We start from the raw sequence: 15,102 nt of genomic DNA on the forward strand, positions 1-15,102 counted from the left end.
CAGGAGACGTCGTGCGGACTTGGGGACAACTGTGGACACGTTCGGACCGTCATCGTCACAGACTCACCTAGTCGGGGGCCTCCTTTGGGACATGGATGACATCAACACGTATGAGGCAATGACCATCTGCCGGCGGGTGAGCTCTCTTCTCGTGGGGCTCTCGGACCACGCCGACGAGGCCGGGCTGGAGGACCTGGCGGTGTGCCTGATGACTGCTCGCGCGGAACTGGTCCTGGGGCCGTGGCGCGTGCCCTCGGCCGAGTCGGTTTCTGTGGAGAGGCTGGTGAGTCTTACCCGGGGGATTCCGACGGTCCCTGACCTGCTTGATCGGCTCCGGGAGGAGACCGAGGACCTGGACGGGATCGTCGCGATCGCGATGGCTCGACTGTGGGTCGTTGACGGGGTCAGGTGGTTGGAGGATGCGGCGCGGAGGATCGCTGAGGCTTACCGGGACAGTGTTGTGGAGTGGTGGCGGCAGTGAGCATCTCGAGTGGGCTTTGAAGTTGCGGTCTCGGATCCGAGTCTAGAGGGAGGCTCGGCCGCGGCCCGAGCTTCGGCGGCGGTTGATCGCGTTGTCGAAGTCGGCACGGTTTATCGCAGCGACCCCGGGTGGGGCTATCTGGACCGGGGCTGTGCGGAGGTACCGGCGGGCGACGGCGACCAGCGGCGTACGTCCCTCGTGTTGGAGGGGTTCGAAGATCTGCCGTGCTCGGTGAGGTTGGAGGCCGTCGGTGGGGTCGATGCGCGGGAGGGTGTTGCGTACGAGGTAGATGCGGGTGTTGAAGCCGTACTCGATGGCTCGGTGAAGGGCGTTGTCGATGTGGCGGAAGAGTTTGTCGAGGTTGCGGAGCGCGTCGACATCGATCATCTCGCCGATGGGGATGGTGGCGAGTAGGCGTACGGCGTCGGCGCTGCGCTGAGTGGCGCTGGCGCCGGTACCGGCCAGGCCGCCGGCGGTTCGGGCAGTTTTCGACACCTTGGCGAGGTTCTGCTCGCGTCTGCGGAACTGTGCCGCCTGTTCAGGTGCGATGTCTCGGGCGCGGAGGGCGGCGAGATTGGAGAGTTCGCGCTGGGAGTGGAGCAGGTGGCGGAGGTTGGCCATTGAGGGGACGGTTTTGAGGGAGCTGAGGAGGCGGTGCTCGGCGGCGATGACACGGGTGATCGTGTCGGCATCCGGGGATATCTCCGGATGCGGTGCGTGCCATCCGCGCCAGTCGATGTTGTAGTCGGGGATGCCGTAGCGCGCCTGGCTGCGGGTGGAGCAGTCGTCGATGTGCTGGTCGAGGCCGCGTACACCCTTGAGGCGCTCCCAGCCCGGGAGGTTGCGGTAGCGGTGGTCGAGGACGCGCAGTGCTTTGGTGATGTCGGCGATATCGCCGACGAGGGTGAGCCACTCGCGGTGGGTGAGGATTCCGCCGCCGAGGCCGCCGTCGAGGTCGTGCTCGGCAAGGGCTGCTGCCTTGGCCGCTCGGCGCCATTCTTCGATAATCCCGATGTCTTGAGGAGTGGCGAGCTCTCTCAAGGATGGCAGCGGGCCAGGATTGCGGTGCCGCAGTCGGTTCAGCGCTCTGCACAGCCAGTCCGGTGGCTCATAGAGCTCCGGGCTCCGCTCGGCCTTCGGATTCGGGTTGGCCTGCTCAAGTGCCTGATGGCACCACGTCAGAATGGTCCGCCGGTAGCGGAGGATCTGCCCGGCGAACTCGATCTGTAGGGCCCGGGTGGCATGCGGCGAGTGCGTTCGGCTGATCCCGAGAAGCAGGCGGTAGTTGACTCGGTACTGGCCGAGCAAAGTGACGAGGGCGTTGCGGAGTTCACCGCCGTTCTCGCCGTACATCACGACCGCCCGGTGCTGCCGTTCACCGCAGTGTCGGTCTCGCGGGCCTCGAGGAGAGCTGCGAGCACGAGTTCGATCTGGAGGGCGTCGACTCCGTGCCGTACGAGATCTTCGATGGTCTTGACCGCGAGGCGGTAGAGCTGATCTGGGGGCAGCAGACCGGGGAGAATCTCCTCGTGGGCCGGGGACTGGTCGCCGTGGACCAGGTCGAGTTGGAGGAGTACGCGTTCGTAGGCGATTGAGCCCTCGACGGTGCGGGCGTTGTCGGCGAGCGCGGCAAGGTAGGAGCGTGCTTCGGCAAGGGTGACGGCGTGTGCGAGCAACGTACGTCCGTTCCCTGGTGGCGCTGGCTGAGGTCATTCAGGCGGCCATCGCCCGCAGCCGTTCCCAATTGGTCGAGGAGGTGACTCGATGAACGACCACCGCCCGCCCACCAGCAACATCGAGCCGCCCGACCCGAGCCAACTGCCGCTGTTCACCCCACAGCGGACCATGCCGGCACCGGTCACGCCACAGAACGGTCACCGAGCGCGGTCCGCGCCGTTTGCACCGCAAGAACGGTGCCGGCGGCGCACTGCTGTCTGCTATCCGGGACCACGCTGAGAGTCATGGCCTCGTCGACTATAAGGACCTTTTCAAGGCTCTGGAGACCGCAGTCACCGACTACACCTCGGGCGCGTTGGAGGACTACGACAAGTCTGATGTCGAAGGCCTTCTCAAGGACCGGGTAGCGAAGGGGCGTGAAGCGCTCGACGAGGCACTGGAGCAGATCCGCGCGATCGTCGAACCGGTGCTCCCGCCCAAGGCGACCCTGCAGTACCAGCGCTACTTCTGCGCCGTCGACCCTGGTGACGCGGAGCAACTCAAGACCAACGAGCCCAAGCGGGTCGACCTCTACAAGGCCGTCTCCACCGTGGTCCGCGCGTTCGCCAACCTGGCAAACGACATGACCGAGGCCGGCTACACGGCTGAGGAGACGGCGGCCATCCGTGCGGAGATCCAGCACTACTCAGACGTACGCGATGAGGTGAAGATCGGCGCGGGTGAAAACGTCGACTTCAAGGCGTACGAAGCCGACATGCGGGCCCTGCTCGACAAGTACGTCGTTGCCGACCCGTCCCGCAAGGTCACCGACTTCGATGACCAGGGCCTCATCGACCTGATCGGCAAGATCGGTCCCGAGGCACTCGGTCATCTGCCGGGCGGCATCCGCGGTGACCGTGACGCGGTGGCTGAGGTCGTCGTTAATAACATGCGCAAAGTGATCATCGATGAGCGCGCGCTCAACCCGGTCTTCTACGACAAGATGAGCAAGCTCCTCGACGACATCCTCGACGACCGCCGACAGGCGGCCATCGACTACGAGGAGTACTTGAAGCGATTGCTTGTGGCAGCACGCCTGGTCGGTGCCGGTGAGGACCAGTCTGCAGAGTTTCCGGACTGGGCTGAGACCCCAGGAAAGCGGGCCTTGGTGACTTACTTCCGGAACGAGATCGGCTTCAACGATGGCGTCGAGGTGGCGCTCGCTGTGGATGAAGCGGTTCGTGGCAGCAAGCGAGCCGACTGGATCGGCCACCCCCTCAAGGAGAAGCGGGTCCGCACGGCAGTGAAGCGGGTGCTTCCGGAGGGGTGGCAGGAGGTCAAGTTCGAGGAGCTGATGGATATGGTGAAGCGTCACTATGAGTACCACTAGCACCCAGCTCACCATCCGCGATCTGGAAGTCGACGTCCTCTACCAAGACATCAAGAACCTCCACATCGGCGTCTACCCGCCCGCCGGCCGCGTACGGGTAGCAGCACCGTCGCGCCTCGACGACGACCAGGTGCGACTCGCGGTCATCAAGCGGCTCCCTTGGATACGCAAGCAGCGCGCCGAGTTGGAGGCAGCGCCGCGTCTGAGCGAGAGAGAGCTGGTTGCGGGGGAGTCGCACTACGTCTGGGGCGTACGCCGCCGGCTCAAGATTGTCGAGCGTCCCGGTCGGATCCACTTCGAGATTGACGGCGACCGGCTCGTCCTCTACACCCCTGCCGATGTCGACACCGAGTCCAAGCGCGCCGCTCTGGACCGTTGGTATCGTGCCCTGCTTCGTACGGCTCTATCGGCCGTGATAGCCGAGTGGGAGGAACGCCTTGGCGTATCCGTTCCGCGTTGGAGCATTCGCCGGATGAAGACCAAGTGGGGCTCCTGCAACCGGGAGACCCATCACCTCTGGTTCAACCTCGAGCTCGCGAAGAAGTCGCCCAGGTGTCTGGAGTACATCGTCGTGCACGAGATGACTCATTATCGGGAGCGCAACCACGGCGAACGCTTTGCCAGAGCGATGGACCAGGTTATGCCTGACTGGCGCAGTAGACGAGATGAGCTCAACGCGGCCCCACTTGCCGACGAGATGCTATAGGCGTGCCTTCGCCTCAGCGAACGTCTCCGCGGGGCCGTGGGAGCGGGTCAGAAGAGCGCTAGTTGATCATCCTCCGGGTCGGGCTCGTTGGTGACCTCCGCGTTGGGGAAGGCGAATGAGGCCGCGCGCTGGCACAGGCTGAGGGCGTACGGGTATTCGAGGCCGTCGGGGTAGCTTGCGGTGAACCGCTGGTGGTGGACGAACATCGCCCAGTGTGCGGCGGTTTCGGGTTCGTCGCCCTTGGCGAGGCCGGCAACCGCGATCTCGAGGATTCTCGGAACGGGGGCTGCGGCGTCTGGGTGCAGTCCGTCGGCGCCGATGCGGATGAACTTTCGGAGGCCGCGGTGGTGCGTCTGAAGTTTCGGGTTCTTCGGCGCCAGGCTAAAGAACACCCGGTTATCGGGCGTGGCCTCGCACTCCTGCCAAAGTCCATAAGTGAACCCGGCCGGTCCAGGCTCAGCGTCCTCTTTCGCGGACGGGCGGGCCCACCACTGTGGCGTTTCGAGGCGGTCGGATTCGGTCCGTACCCGCACGACACGTAGCTTCTGATTGAACGCTGCCAACGGCGTGGATGCCGTCTCGTTGGGGCTGAAGCGGTCGATCTCGATGTCCTTGTCGGTGGCCCACTTCCAAAGTGACCGCACGTTGCTTGCGTCGGTAAGGAGTAGTGCTGGTCTTCCTTTGAGGCGCTGCATGGAGGTTCGGATGAACCGGCCGAGTTCGTCTCGCTGTACCGCTTCGGATCGTTGTTCCTCGGTCTTTGGCGGTGAGGCCGCGAGTCGGCAGAGGACTTCGTTGTAGGGGAGCCAGTCGGTCTCCTCGGCGGTCCGCGCCAGCACTCGGGGGTTGTTCGGGTTGAGGAGTACAGCGATGGGCATGAAGATCGATGAGCCGTTGGTCTTGCTGACGTTGCGGCGCACGAGCCAGATCGCTGCTTGGTCGAGGTCGTCTGGAATGTTGATGTCCGGGTGCCGTTCGGGCACAAGGCCGATACCCTGCGACCGGATCGTGTCCTCCCAAGACGCAAGCGCCTTGAACGGGAGCCTGTCGGCGTCCTTCGTATCGCCCGGCGTGGTGATGAACTGGGTGACCCGCTTCGCTCGCGCCGCGCCTTGGCGGATCGCCCACTTGGGATCGGTGCGGCGCTTCTTGAACGCACTGCGTGGCTGGATCTCTACGATCGCCGCCTCGCTCATGAACTCTTGGTCCTCGAAGTGCTTCCGTACGAGTTCCGCACGCTCGTTGATCGCCTTCTGATGGGCTTCGCCCCGCGCGGGTACGGCTCCTCCGCCCAACGCGGATGCCAGTTGACCTGCTGGTTCACAGATGACCCGAACCTTGAGCTCGTCGTCCTGGAACAGGATATGTCCCGGGTGGTCATGGACGACCTCGGGTGCGAGTCCGAGCCAGTGGGCTGCTGCTGCGACCAACGCGTCGCGTACGTCGTCTGTCTGTGTGAGCACGTGCACGCGCAGTTCCTCGCCCTCCATTCCGCGGGCGAGGATGTGACGGTGTCGGGCGGAGTTGTGGGCATCGATGCGCTCGTTTTCCGAGATGGCAAGGTCTCGTCGTTCGGGATGGGCGCGCAGTGCCTCTTCGTACTTCGCGACTTTCTCCAGATGTGCCTGAGTCGCTGCCGAATCGTCGGGGGCGCGTTTTGCCTTCGGCTTCCTAGGCTCGGTCGGAACTTTCTTCCTTGCAAGGATCTGGGGCTCGAGGTTCAGGCGGCCAAGCGGGGTCTGCTCGAGCGCGATTGCAGGCTCGAAGTCTTCGGGCAAAGCCTGTGAGGCCCAGGTGAGGATGTGCCTGCGTTCGTCGGGCATGACGCCTGTCTCGACATCGTGCCAACCCATCTGGGTGTGGTGGTTGGTGCCTGCTTGGATGTCGGCGGTGGGGCTCAGGTAGGCGCCCGCGTCGGTACTCATTACGGCTGGGTCGGGGAAATCGGCGCCAACGAGAAGTCGGTTGAGCATGCGGGCGTTGCCGTTCATGCCCCAGGCCGGCGGTTGGTCTCCGCCCATGTATCGCAGCGGCGCAACCGCGAATCGGGTCCGCCCTCGCAATGGGTCGAGATGCGGTTTGATGTAGGTCGAGACCGACTTGTCGGGGATGTAGAGCTTGTCAGTGACCCATCGGCGGATGCTGACGCCGAGATGCAATCGCGGCGACGGATCGAAGGGCCGCGTACGCATCTGGATCCCGAGCACTGCCGAGTAGTGTGCGACTCGCGATTCGCCGTTGCGGTTGACCGTCGTGTGCTGAAGCGGCGGCCACGACATCAACTCGGCCCCGTCTGGCGTGGCGACCTGGTGGAAGCGCAGATCGTTGGCGATCGGGTCGAGCGCCAGGATGCGCTCGGCGATGACCTCAGGGATCAGGCGATAGAGGAACTGGTCGAGCACCGCGGTTCCAGCCTTCGACTTGTCGATCTGGGCCGACTGGAAGGATGCGAGGTGCCAGTCATCGGAGTGTGCAGAGACATCGAGCGCATCAACGGCGCGCAGAAGTGCGGGGAAGTCCTTCTCATCGGACAGGTCGTCCTGGAGGTACGCCTGCATGATCCGTTTGAGCGTCTCGGCGTCTACGGGACGTCGGGCGTAGAGCCACGGCGTCGTGGATGACGGTGTGACTTGAGAGCCGGCGTAGAGCACGTCGGGGCACAGTGCTCGGAGGGTCTTATTGACCCGGCCGATCGGCAGCGCCCAGGACTCGTCGACGGCGTCTTTGCCGCGCTTGGCGGCGTACACCTCGCGAATGATCGCGGGCCAGTCCTCGGGCATCGTAAACGCATGGAACGATCCGAGCAGGCGGTCGAGGTCTGCCGGCAGCCGGAGTCGGTAGGAGGCAGTGTCGACAAATTCGTATGCCATGTCATTCTCTCTCGTCGAGGTGGATGAGGGCGTCCCAGAAGGGCTGGAAGAGTGCGGTCGCTACGGACTTGTCCGCAGCGGCGATGTGAGTTGCAGTTGGATCGAAGTAGGGCTTCAGGAGTTGCTCGAAGCCGCTGAGCAGTGAGATGCGTGCGGTGTCCGGAATGCCTGAACCAGCGGCGGCCTGTGGGAAGAAGGCTGCGTCGCAGAACTTCACGCGGGCTGCCACACCGCCGCGTACGAGGCGACCGATGACCTGCCACATCGTGACCATCTGGTCCCAGTCGAACGACCGGCGTTCGGCGTCGGTGAGCGCGCTGCGTGCGACGCTCCTCGTCAGGTAGTGGCGCGCCTTCAATCGCGCCTGGCGTCGGAAGTCGTCAGCTGCTTGGTTGAGTGTGGCGTGCTGGTTGACGAGGTCGTAGAAGGGTCCGTTGGGGTTTGCGGTGAACCGGATGGCCCAGTCGTTGATCGCATGGATGGCTAGGTTGATGTCGTCGGGGCGGTCGTGAGGTCGGACGAGAAAGTAGACCGATCCGATGGCGGCGGTCCCGTCGTCGAGGACGATGTTGTGGCCACGTTCGACTGCGAGAAGTGGCGCGACCAGGATCTGGCTGGTCATCGACGCGTAGCTCGCGACGTCCCCACGGCGAAGTGATCGCCAGACGTCGTCGCGCTCAGCGTCATCTGGGATGAGTTGGGTGACGTTGCCCTTCCAAGCGGGCGACTCGTGGAGGTAGTTGGCGACGGTGTTGGCTTCGGCATAGGAGCCGGTCAGGAGCAGGATCTTCTTGCGGCCGTCGGGTAGGGCCTCGAGTTCCTCTGCAAGGGTGCTGGTTGCGCCGGGAAAGTTCTCATCTGGAATCGCCAGCTGGTCCAGCATCTCCTTGAGTGCGGCTTCGCGGTGGCGGTTGCCTGAGATGCGGATGGGTTCTCCTGCGCGATCGAGAACGGGCTCGCGCTTGAAGGCTGTTTGGCGGATCGCGTCGACGTGCTTCTTCTTGGGTTTGAGGATTGCGCTGACGGGGATGTTGAGGTGATAGCGCGTGGATGTTCCTGCCCAGCTGGTGCCGGACATGAGCAGGACGTGGGGTCCGACGCTGTCGTCAGTCAGTCCGATGTCGGGGAGGCGACGCAGGAGGTCGCGGCCAACGCCGTTGCAGTGGAAGAACCTCAGGGAGCCGCTGTGAGGTGGAGGTCCGGGGACTTCTTGGGTGAATTGGTAGCCGAGGACGTTTCCCATGGGTGACTCGGCCATCACCGGCTCGTAGTCACGGGGTGGGCGGCGGGTCAATGAGTTGGCGGTGTTCTCGAGTTCGAGCTCGGCTTCCACGGTGGGCCAGGTGCTCGTGACGAAGTTGAGCCGGTTGTCGAGAGCCGCCACGAGGAGGGTGAAGGTGAATCGCGTGCGGTTGCGGTCCTGATCTTGGGCGAGTGTGGATGCTCCGCAGGTCAGTTTGGCGAGCGCGGCGTCCAGCCGGGTCGGGTCGGACTCGTAGCTGAGGAGCATGTTCGTGAGGTCGACCAGGTCGGCAACGAGCCGGCCATCTTCAGTATCTCTGTCTGCGCCGTGCTGCACGGGCCGGTCGCGGAACTGATTGAGGACACTCTCGAAGAAGTCACGGTCGACCGTCGCATCCTGGTCGTCGATGACCCAGTCGTTGTAGAGCTCTTGATGCAGGGTCATCGTGCTGAAGTACTTCGTGCCGACCCAGTCTCGGAGGTCCTTGCTGGCGTTCAGCATGATGTAGATGCTGTCGGCGGCGCTGTGGACGAGGTCCAGCGCCTTGATCCACTCGCTGACCCGGGGATTGGTGAGCTTCTTGCGGCCGTCTGCGGACACCAGCCGGATCGCGTGTTGCTGGAGCAAGTCGATCCATGACTCGTCACCGCTTCCGATGAGAGTCTCGGCCGGCGCGAAGGCTGAGTCGAGCTGTGTCTGGACCCGGTCGGCTTCATCGATGATGATGAGGTCGCTGCGGTCGGCGGCAGCCTCGAGGTAGCGGATGGTCTCGTCGCACTGGTGCTTCGGCAGACGTGCATGAAGGAGACTGGGCATCGTCGCCACCCAGACTGGCGCGTCCACCAATTCTCGTGCGGCCCGGTGCCGGGGGCAGCGGTTCCAGAGCGGACAGCCGTGCGGAACGGGCTCTGCCGCGCGCCTCGTCGGCGCCGACGAGTTGTCGTCAGGGTCTGTATAGGGATCGATCGCAACGGTCGGCACCGGAAGGAGGCGCTCGCACGGTGCGTCGTTGATTCGAAGAGGTTCCTTGTCCTCGAATCCGCGGAGGCCGTCGAGCGGACAAGCGCTGGAGAGGTAGTTGAACGCGGGGTCTGAGTGGGCAAGCATCGAGACTGCTCCCGCCGAGTGCTTGCGCATGTGCAGTCGTTGAATGTGTCGTTCGCGGGTCGAACGACCCACGATTGGAGCTGCCCAGATCTGGTCGCTTTCGAGTTCGTTGAAGGTCGTGGCGATTCTCAGGCTCTCGGCGACATCGCCGACGACGACTGTCACTTTCAGGCCGAGTTGCACGACGCAGTGGTAGGTGAGGAGGTGCATGATGGTGCTCTTGCCGGCGCCGACCATCCCGACCAGGTGGAAGAGTCCACCGATTGTTAGCTCCCAGTCGGGGGTCTCGCTGAAGTCCGTCATGGTCGCGACGGCCATCTCGACCTCGCCGAAACTGTCGGTCCACCGGTTCCGTGTCGTCGGGTCGTGCGTCCTTGCTGCGGCGTCCATGGCTTCTGCGGCTCGCAGTAGGTCGCTGCGGGTGACGACGATGGGTGCTCCCTCACCGGCCTTGCCTGCACGAATCGGCATGCGTGCAGGTTCCACAGCATCGACCAGTTCTGGTGGCACGGTGACTGCGTGGGCAGTTCGGTTGGCGCTGAAGCGGTACTCTCCCGCTCCGGCCATCGGAAGTCGCTTACCTGGTGTCGCGGCGACGCTTGCGAGTGCGGCTTCGTAGGTGTCGAAGCGGCACGCGCCGATCGACGGCTCGCGCCTTTCCGGCACCGAATCGATGCTGATGAGATCGAACCCGCGAAATTGTTGTGGGAGGTTCACGTATGCCGTGAGAAGGGTCTCCCAGACGTGCCGGCGCCGCAAGCCAGACAGGTAGTAGCGAGCGTGGTCGATGCGCTCTTGTGCCTCAGCGGTCAGATCGGGGACCGAGGCTTGTGCGTAGGGATACCCGCTCAGCAGCGGCCAGAGGTCCATGGCGGGGGCACTCTTGTCGATGCTCTGGAGCAGGTGGAGGCCGAGCTCGATCTCGCCGACCTGAGCGGCTGACAGGCGGGCGTCCTCGGGCCAACAGGGCCCGAGTTCTCTGAGTAGATCCTTGCTCCACCCTCGCGTGCTACGCATGCTGAACTCCCGCCTTCTCTGTTGAACCGATGCATTCGGCGAGCTTCGCTTTGACGTCTTTGACAAAGCTGCTGTCGCGGATGGGCACGATGTCCTTGCCACCGCCCGCTAGCTCTCGCGCATGACCAAACCGCCGGGCGTAACTGTCGTCAGCCTTGAACCGGTACTCGGGGACGACGAGGAAGCCCCGGTCGTGGGACGGCTTCGATGGGATCCGCGTGAAGCGGTGTCCCAGCACCCCCGGGTGGGCGTAGTCCTTGACGTCCACGGCCCACCTCACGTTGTCGGGAAAGGTGATCAGTAGGTCCACAGCGTCGTAGTGAGGCCACATCTCCACCGGGAGGCCAAGGTCCTTCATCAGCTTCTCGAGCTGAATCTCGAAGAGACCGGGTCCCGTGATGTACGCCCGGAGCGGGAGCTTCAACTCGAACACAGGCTCGTTCGCCTCAAGGAGTTCTCCGACCCGGTTGGCGTCCATGTAGTGACACCTGTCCATTACGCAGCGCCACCGGCCATCGCCATCCAAAGGAACGAGCAGGGACCTGCAGCCAGCGCACAGCGCATACTGGTTGCCGCGACGCAAGGTGGCTGGCGCCTGGCGGTAGCACTTGCGGAGAATGTCGCTGACCGGAACCAGAATGAGCTCGCTGAGTTCGCGGTCCATCGTCGAGCGCAACATTGCCGGCTTCTCGATGAGAAGACGACGAAACGCCTCGTACGTCTGAGGAGACTCCGCCTCCCGACAAGCCGAGAACACCTGCGAGATGATCCGGTTCTCGAAGCTTTCACCGATCGGATCGGCATTTCGGTACCGCATCTCCAGGCACGTTCCGGTGGGTGTCCGCGTGTCTGCGTGGACCAGCACATCTGTGGATTCAGAGCCGGGCAGCCACTCCCTGATCGGGCGGCCGGCGATGATGTCGATCATCTCCGGCACGCTGCCTGGCGTCCGATGTGCATCGTTGCTCAGCGTTCGGAGCACGAACTGGTTGTAGACGCGCTGGACCACCGGGTCGTACGCCGTCTTCGAGGGAGTCTCGGACTCTGAGAGCTGGATTATGGCGTTTGCCATGCCAGCCAGGAAGTCTTCCTCATCAATCATCGGCATCAGCTTGGGTCTCGCTCTCGATCACATCGGGGCACCACTCGGTGTATGCGCAGAATCTGCACGCATCACCGGGTCGCGCTGGGAACTGGCTGTCGGTGAACCAATCAGGGGCAACACCGTTGATAACCTCGCGGGCTCCCGCCTGTGTCTGGAGATCGTGGGGGTCAAGAATCCGTACGTCGGCGCCACTGTCCGTGAGGTACTCGACCTCTATGCGTGCGACGCGTTTTGTCTTGGAGACTGCTTCCGCGGCGCAGAGCAGGACTGCCAGGGCCAGTTGAATGTGCTTGCGCGTGGCGAACAAGTGGGCCGTGCCCCGTGGTGCGTACTTGCTCGTGGTCGTCTCGCGCCACACCAGCTCGCCACTCTCCGAGTAGAGGAGATCTGGCTCGGCCACCACGAGAGCAGACGCCTTGTCGTCGAACGCAACGACCTCAGGGTGGGGGAGCGGATGCGAGCTGGCTCCGGCGATCCACGGACAGATGCACACGTGCTGCGCCAGGAGGTGGGCCGCTCGTTCTCGGTCACTTGCGTCGATGTCACCGCGCTCGGCGAGCAATTCGGTGATCCTGGCCGACGTGCATGGACGAACCTCTGGCTCCTTATGCAGGGAGTCCAGGGTGGCGTCGACGATCCTGCCGACGCGGACGCTGTCGCTCTCCCTGCGCTGCGGCGGAACGTTCAGCGCCCGGAGGGACATCTGCCGGGGACATTGCGAGTGATAGCGAAGCGTCGTTGCCGACACGGAGCGCAACGGAGCCTTCGGGTTGTTGAGCCCGAGCAGGCCCGACGCGCGCGGCACTGTCTCGCATCCATCCAGGAACTTGCACGGCGCACACTTGCTGCTCGGCACCTCGGCGCCGTCCTCGATAGCGCTTGAGGCCGCAGGTCGTCCGACGTCGTCGTAGAACTCTCTCGCTTCCTCGCGGGAACCGGCAAATACGTCCTCGAACGAACCGTCGTAGAGAGACAGCGCGCGAACGATGACCTCGGCGGGTGCGGTGTTGTCGGAACCAGCGACAAGAGCGAAAGGATTCGACCACGGCGAAGGCCAGGTGGCCAGCCGCCCAAAGGCCGCGGTGAATGCAGCAACCGCGACCTTGACCGCATCAGGGCGTCGCCCCGTATTGGTTGGCAGCACATGGACACGTCGGCTTCCGTCAGAGTTGCTGTATCCACGACCCCAGGCGTACAACTCCCGGCGCGAGTCCGCTGTCACGCCCTGAACGGTCCACAGGCCTTGAACGGGCTTGAGACCCTGTGCCTCGAAGTCGGGATAGACCGAGATCGCGTGGCTTAGCCATGCACGCTCGGCAACTCCGATCGAGTCGATCGCCTTCAGACGATCGATCGCCTCCTCACGAGACAGCCCCTCGACCTCGAAAGCGTGCACAGCGCCAAACAGAGGCTCGAGCAGGAACTCAGAGTCCTTGGCCTTAGACCGGAACGGCCGCCGCGGGTACGGATCCGAGACGCGAGTCTTCGCGGACCGTCCGTGTGGGCACCACGACTCGGCCGCGAGGCTCGCGCCGACACGGACGATCGGCAAAGAGCGAAGGGCCCGCGAGCCCGCAGATGCTTGGGAGATTGTCACAATTGGCACCGAGATGCGCGAGGGCTGCTACTGACGAAGGTATTGACCTCGCCGTACACGATGGTCCCGAGATGTGTGGGTTGAATCACGGCCATGGAACATATCGGTAGGCACCGACAGTATTGCTCGTGAACGCGTCGGGGTGCGGCCAGATCCCCCATTTTGATGGTCGCTGTTGGGTCCATTTGCCTACACAACCGGCGACGGGGCCTTGGTCAAGTCCCGTGTGGTGGTGTACGACGGTGATTCGTCGTTGATGGTGTTCAGGCGCTGATTGCGCCGGCGGTGTCGGTGTCCTCCTCGGGGTCGTCGGTGGTGGTGATCAGGGTGAGCCTGCTCTTGGCCAAGACGTCGAGTCCGAGGTATCGGCGCCCGTCGGCCCATTCGTCGTTCTGCTCAGCCAGGACCGCGCCGACGAGGCGGATGATCGAGCCTCGGTCGGGAAAGATCCCGACGACGTCGGTGCGCCTGCGGATCTCGCGGTTGAGGCGTTCGTTGGGGTTGTTGGACCAGATCTGGCGCCACACGGCCTTGGGGAACGCGGTGAACGCCAAGACGTCGGCGCGGTGCTCGTCGAGGTGCGCGTGGACCTCGGGCAGGGTCTTCTCGATCTGGTCGAGGAGCTTCTCGTACTGGTGCTGCACGGCGTCGGCGTCGATCTGGTCGAAGACCGAGTGCAGCATCGCCTTGACCCCGCCCCAGGCGTGCTTGGGGCAGATCGACATCAGGTTCGCGGTGTAGTGGGTGCGGCACCGCTGCCACGACGCACCGGGCAGTGCCGCGCCGATCGCGTCGACCAGCCCCGCGTGGGCGTCACTGGTGACCAGCGCGACACCGTTCAGGCCGCGGGCGACGAGGTCTTTGAAGAAGGTGTTCCATCCGGCGCCGGACTCGGCAGTGCTGGTCGCGATTCCGAGGATCTCCCGGTAGCCGTCGGCGTTGACGCCGGTGGCGACCATGACCGCGATCTTGATGACCCGGCCGCCTTCGCGGACCTTCATCGTCAACGCGTCGGCAGCCACGAACGTGTATGGGCCGGCGTCCAGCGGTCGTTCGCGGAAGTCACGCACGAGCTCATCGAGATCACGGGCCATCACGCTGACTTGGGACTTCGACAGGCCGGTGATGCCCAGTGACTGCACCAGCCGGTCCATCCGCCGGGTGCTGACGCCGAGTAAGTAGCAGGTCGCGACCACCGAGGTGAGCGCGGCTTCGGCGCGGCGGCGTCGCTCGAGAAGCCACTCGGGGAAGTAGGAGCCCTCCCGCAGTTTTGGGATCGCGACGTCCAGGGTCCCGATCCGGGTGTCGAGGTCGCGGTGACGGTACCCATTGCGGCGGTTGGCCCGCTCTGGGTCGCGGGTGCCGTAGGAGGCTCCGCAGACACTGTCGGCGTCGGCCGAAAGCAGGGTGTTGATGAAGCCGCCCATCAGCTCACGCAACAGGTCCGGGCTGGCCACCCCCAGGTGAAACGCGGCGGAGCAACGAGCATTTACGCAGGTCAGGCCATTGCTCCCTATGAATATCAGGTGAGTGGGCCGTCCGGCGGAGGTCGGGCCAGCGGCACCTGCTGATCTTCAACATGCTTTGCCGGGTGATCTCCCGAGTGGGCTGCACGCGGTCATGCGCGCCGGCGGCGGTTGGCGTGACCGACGCTTTGCTCATTGACACCACTTGTGGACGAAGCCTAAGATCCTGGTCCAGTTATCGAAATTAAGTTCCAAATGTCGAAATGACATACCTTGGGAGACGCGAGCGCTGCGACCTCGTGCTGGATGTTGTATTGCCATCGAGCAACTTCCTTGGTTGGAATCGCACTACCAATGACGAGGTCCACGAACAACCGAGGCCGGCCCAAACAGAGCGTCGTCCACGATGCACAGCACCCACTGGCATCTAATTCCTGTGGTGCCGACCCCGGACAAGCGCGTGG

The 15,102-nt window shown here is 64.1% G+C and carries 10 protein-coding genes; 3 read left to right on the forward strand and 7 right to left on the reverse strand.

Features of this window, described 5'->3' with window-relative positions; all coding sequences use genetic code 11:
* Nucleotides 1-91 precede the first annotated feature (91 nt).
* Nucleotides 92-481, forward strand: coding sequence for a hypothetical protein (locus tag ACWZJV_RS26710; RefSeq protein WP_457179508.1), 390 nt, complete (start codon nt 92-94; stop codon nt 479-481).
* 42 nt (nt 482-523) lie between these two features.
* Here ACWZJV_RS26710 and ACWZJV_RS26715 read toward each other — a convergent pair whose 3' ends face one another.
* Nucleotides 524-1,522: a hypothetical protein gene (locus ACWZJV_RS26715; RefSeq protein ID WP_457179509.1), complete on the reverse strand. Its 999-nt coding sequence runs from the start codon at nt 1,520-1,522 to the stop codon at nt 524-526.
* A gap of 311 nt (nt 1,523-1,833) precedes the next feature.
* A complete protein-coding gene (locus ACWZJV_RS26720) occupies nt 1,834-2,157 on the reverse strand; it encodes a hypothetical protein (RefSeq protein ID WP_457179510.1) in 324 nt (107 codons plus the stop codon).
* Between the two features lie 221 nt (nt 2,158-2,378).
* Here ACWZJV_RS26720 and ACWZJV_RS26725 point away from each other — a divergent pair, with 221 nt between their 5' ends.
* Complete coding sequence (locus ACWZJV_RS26725; protein ID WP_457179511.1) at nt 2,379-3,527, forward strand: hypothetical protein; 1,149 nt, start codon at nt 2,379-2,381, stop codon at nt 3,525-3,527.
* Nucleotides 3,514-4,233 carry a M48 family metallopeptidase gene (locus tag ACWZJV_RS26730; protein WP_457179512.1) on the forward strand — a complete coding sequence of 240 codons (720 nt, stop codon included), beginning with the start codon at nt 3,514-3,516 and terminating at the stop codon, nt 4,231-4,233. The genes ACWZJV_RS26725 and ACWZJV_RS26730 overlap by 14 nt, the downstream gene beginning before the upstream one ends.
* Before the next feature lie 47 nt (nt 4,234-4,280).
* On the opposite strand, the gene ACWZJV_RS26735 is transcribed toward ACWZJV_RS26730, so the two are convergent.
* The 5 genes from ACWZJV_RS26735 to ACWZJV_RS26755 all read right to left on the reverse strand — a co-directional run bounded on the left by ACWZJV_RS26735 (nt 4,281) and on the right by ACWZJV_RS26755 (nt 14,674).
* Nucleotides 4,281-7,103 carry a pPIWI_RE module domain-containing protein gene (locus ACWZJV_RS26735; protein ID WP_457179513.1) on the reverse strand — a complete coding sequence of 941 codons (2,823 nt, stop codon included), beginning with the start codon at nt 7,101-7,103 and terminating at the stop codon, nt 4,281-4,283.
* Between the two features lies 1 nt (nt 7,104).
* Entirely contained in the window at nt 7,105-10,470 is a 3,366-nt protein-coding gene (locus ACWZJV_RS26740) for a pPIWI_RE_Z domain-containing protein (RefSeq protein ID WP_457179514.1), read from the reverse strand.
* Nucleotides 10,463-11,572, reverse strand: coding sequence for a restriction endonuclease-related protein (locus ACWZJV_RS26745; RefSeq protein ID WP_457179515.1), 1,110 nt, complete (start codon nt 11,570-11,572; stop codon nt 10,463-10,465). Before ACWZJV_RS26745 ends, ACWZJV_RS26740 begins: the two co-directional genes overlap by 8 nt.
* A complete protein-coding gene (locus ACWZJV_RS26750; RefSeq protein WP_457179516.1) occupies nt 11,565-12,971 on the reverse strand; it encodes a PD-(D/E)XK nuclease family protein in 1,407 nt (468 codons plus the stop codon). Before ACWZJV_RS26750 ends, ACWZJV_RS26745 begins: the two co-directional genes overlap by 8 nt.
* 464 nt (nt 12,972-13,435) lie before the next feature.
* On the reverse strand, nt 13,436-14,674 hold the full coding sequence (locus ACWZJV_RS26755; RefSeq protein ID WP_457181995.1) for an IS256 family transposase: 1,239 nt from the start codon (nt 14,672-14,674) through the stop codon (nt 13,436-13,438).
* Nucleotides 14,675-15,102 lie beyond the last annotated feature (428 nt).

Source organism: Nocardioides sp. WG-D5, from assembly GCF_054031175.1.

Excerpts from the sequence above, each read along its gene's own strand:
- ACWZJV_RS26735 (WP_457179513.1), bottom strand. The coding sequence starts at position 7,103 with ATGGCATACGAATTTGTCGACACTGCCTCCTACCGACTCCGGCTGCCG.
- ACWZJV_RS26710 (WP_457179508.1), top strand. The coding sequence starts at position 92 with ATGGATGACATCAACACGTATGAGGCAATGACCATCTGCCGGCGGGTG.
- ACWZJV_RS26745 (WP_457179515.1), bottom strand. The coding sequence starts at position 11,572 with ATGATTGATGAGGAAGACTTCCTGGCTGGCATGGCAAACGCCATAATC.
- ACWZJV_RS26740 (WP_457179514.1), bottom strand. The coding sequence starts at position 10,470 with ATGCGTAGCACGCGAGGGTGGAGCAAGGATCTACTCAGAGAACTCGGG.
- ACWZJV_RS26730 (WP_457179512.1), top strand. The coding sequence starts at position 3,514 with ATGAGTACCACTAGCACCCAGCTCACCATCCGCGATCTGGAAGTCGAC.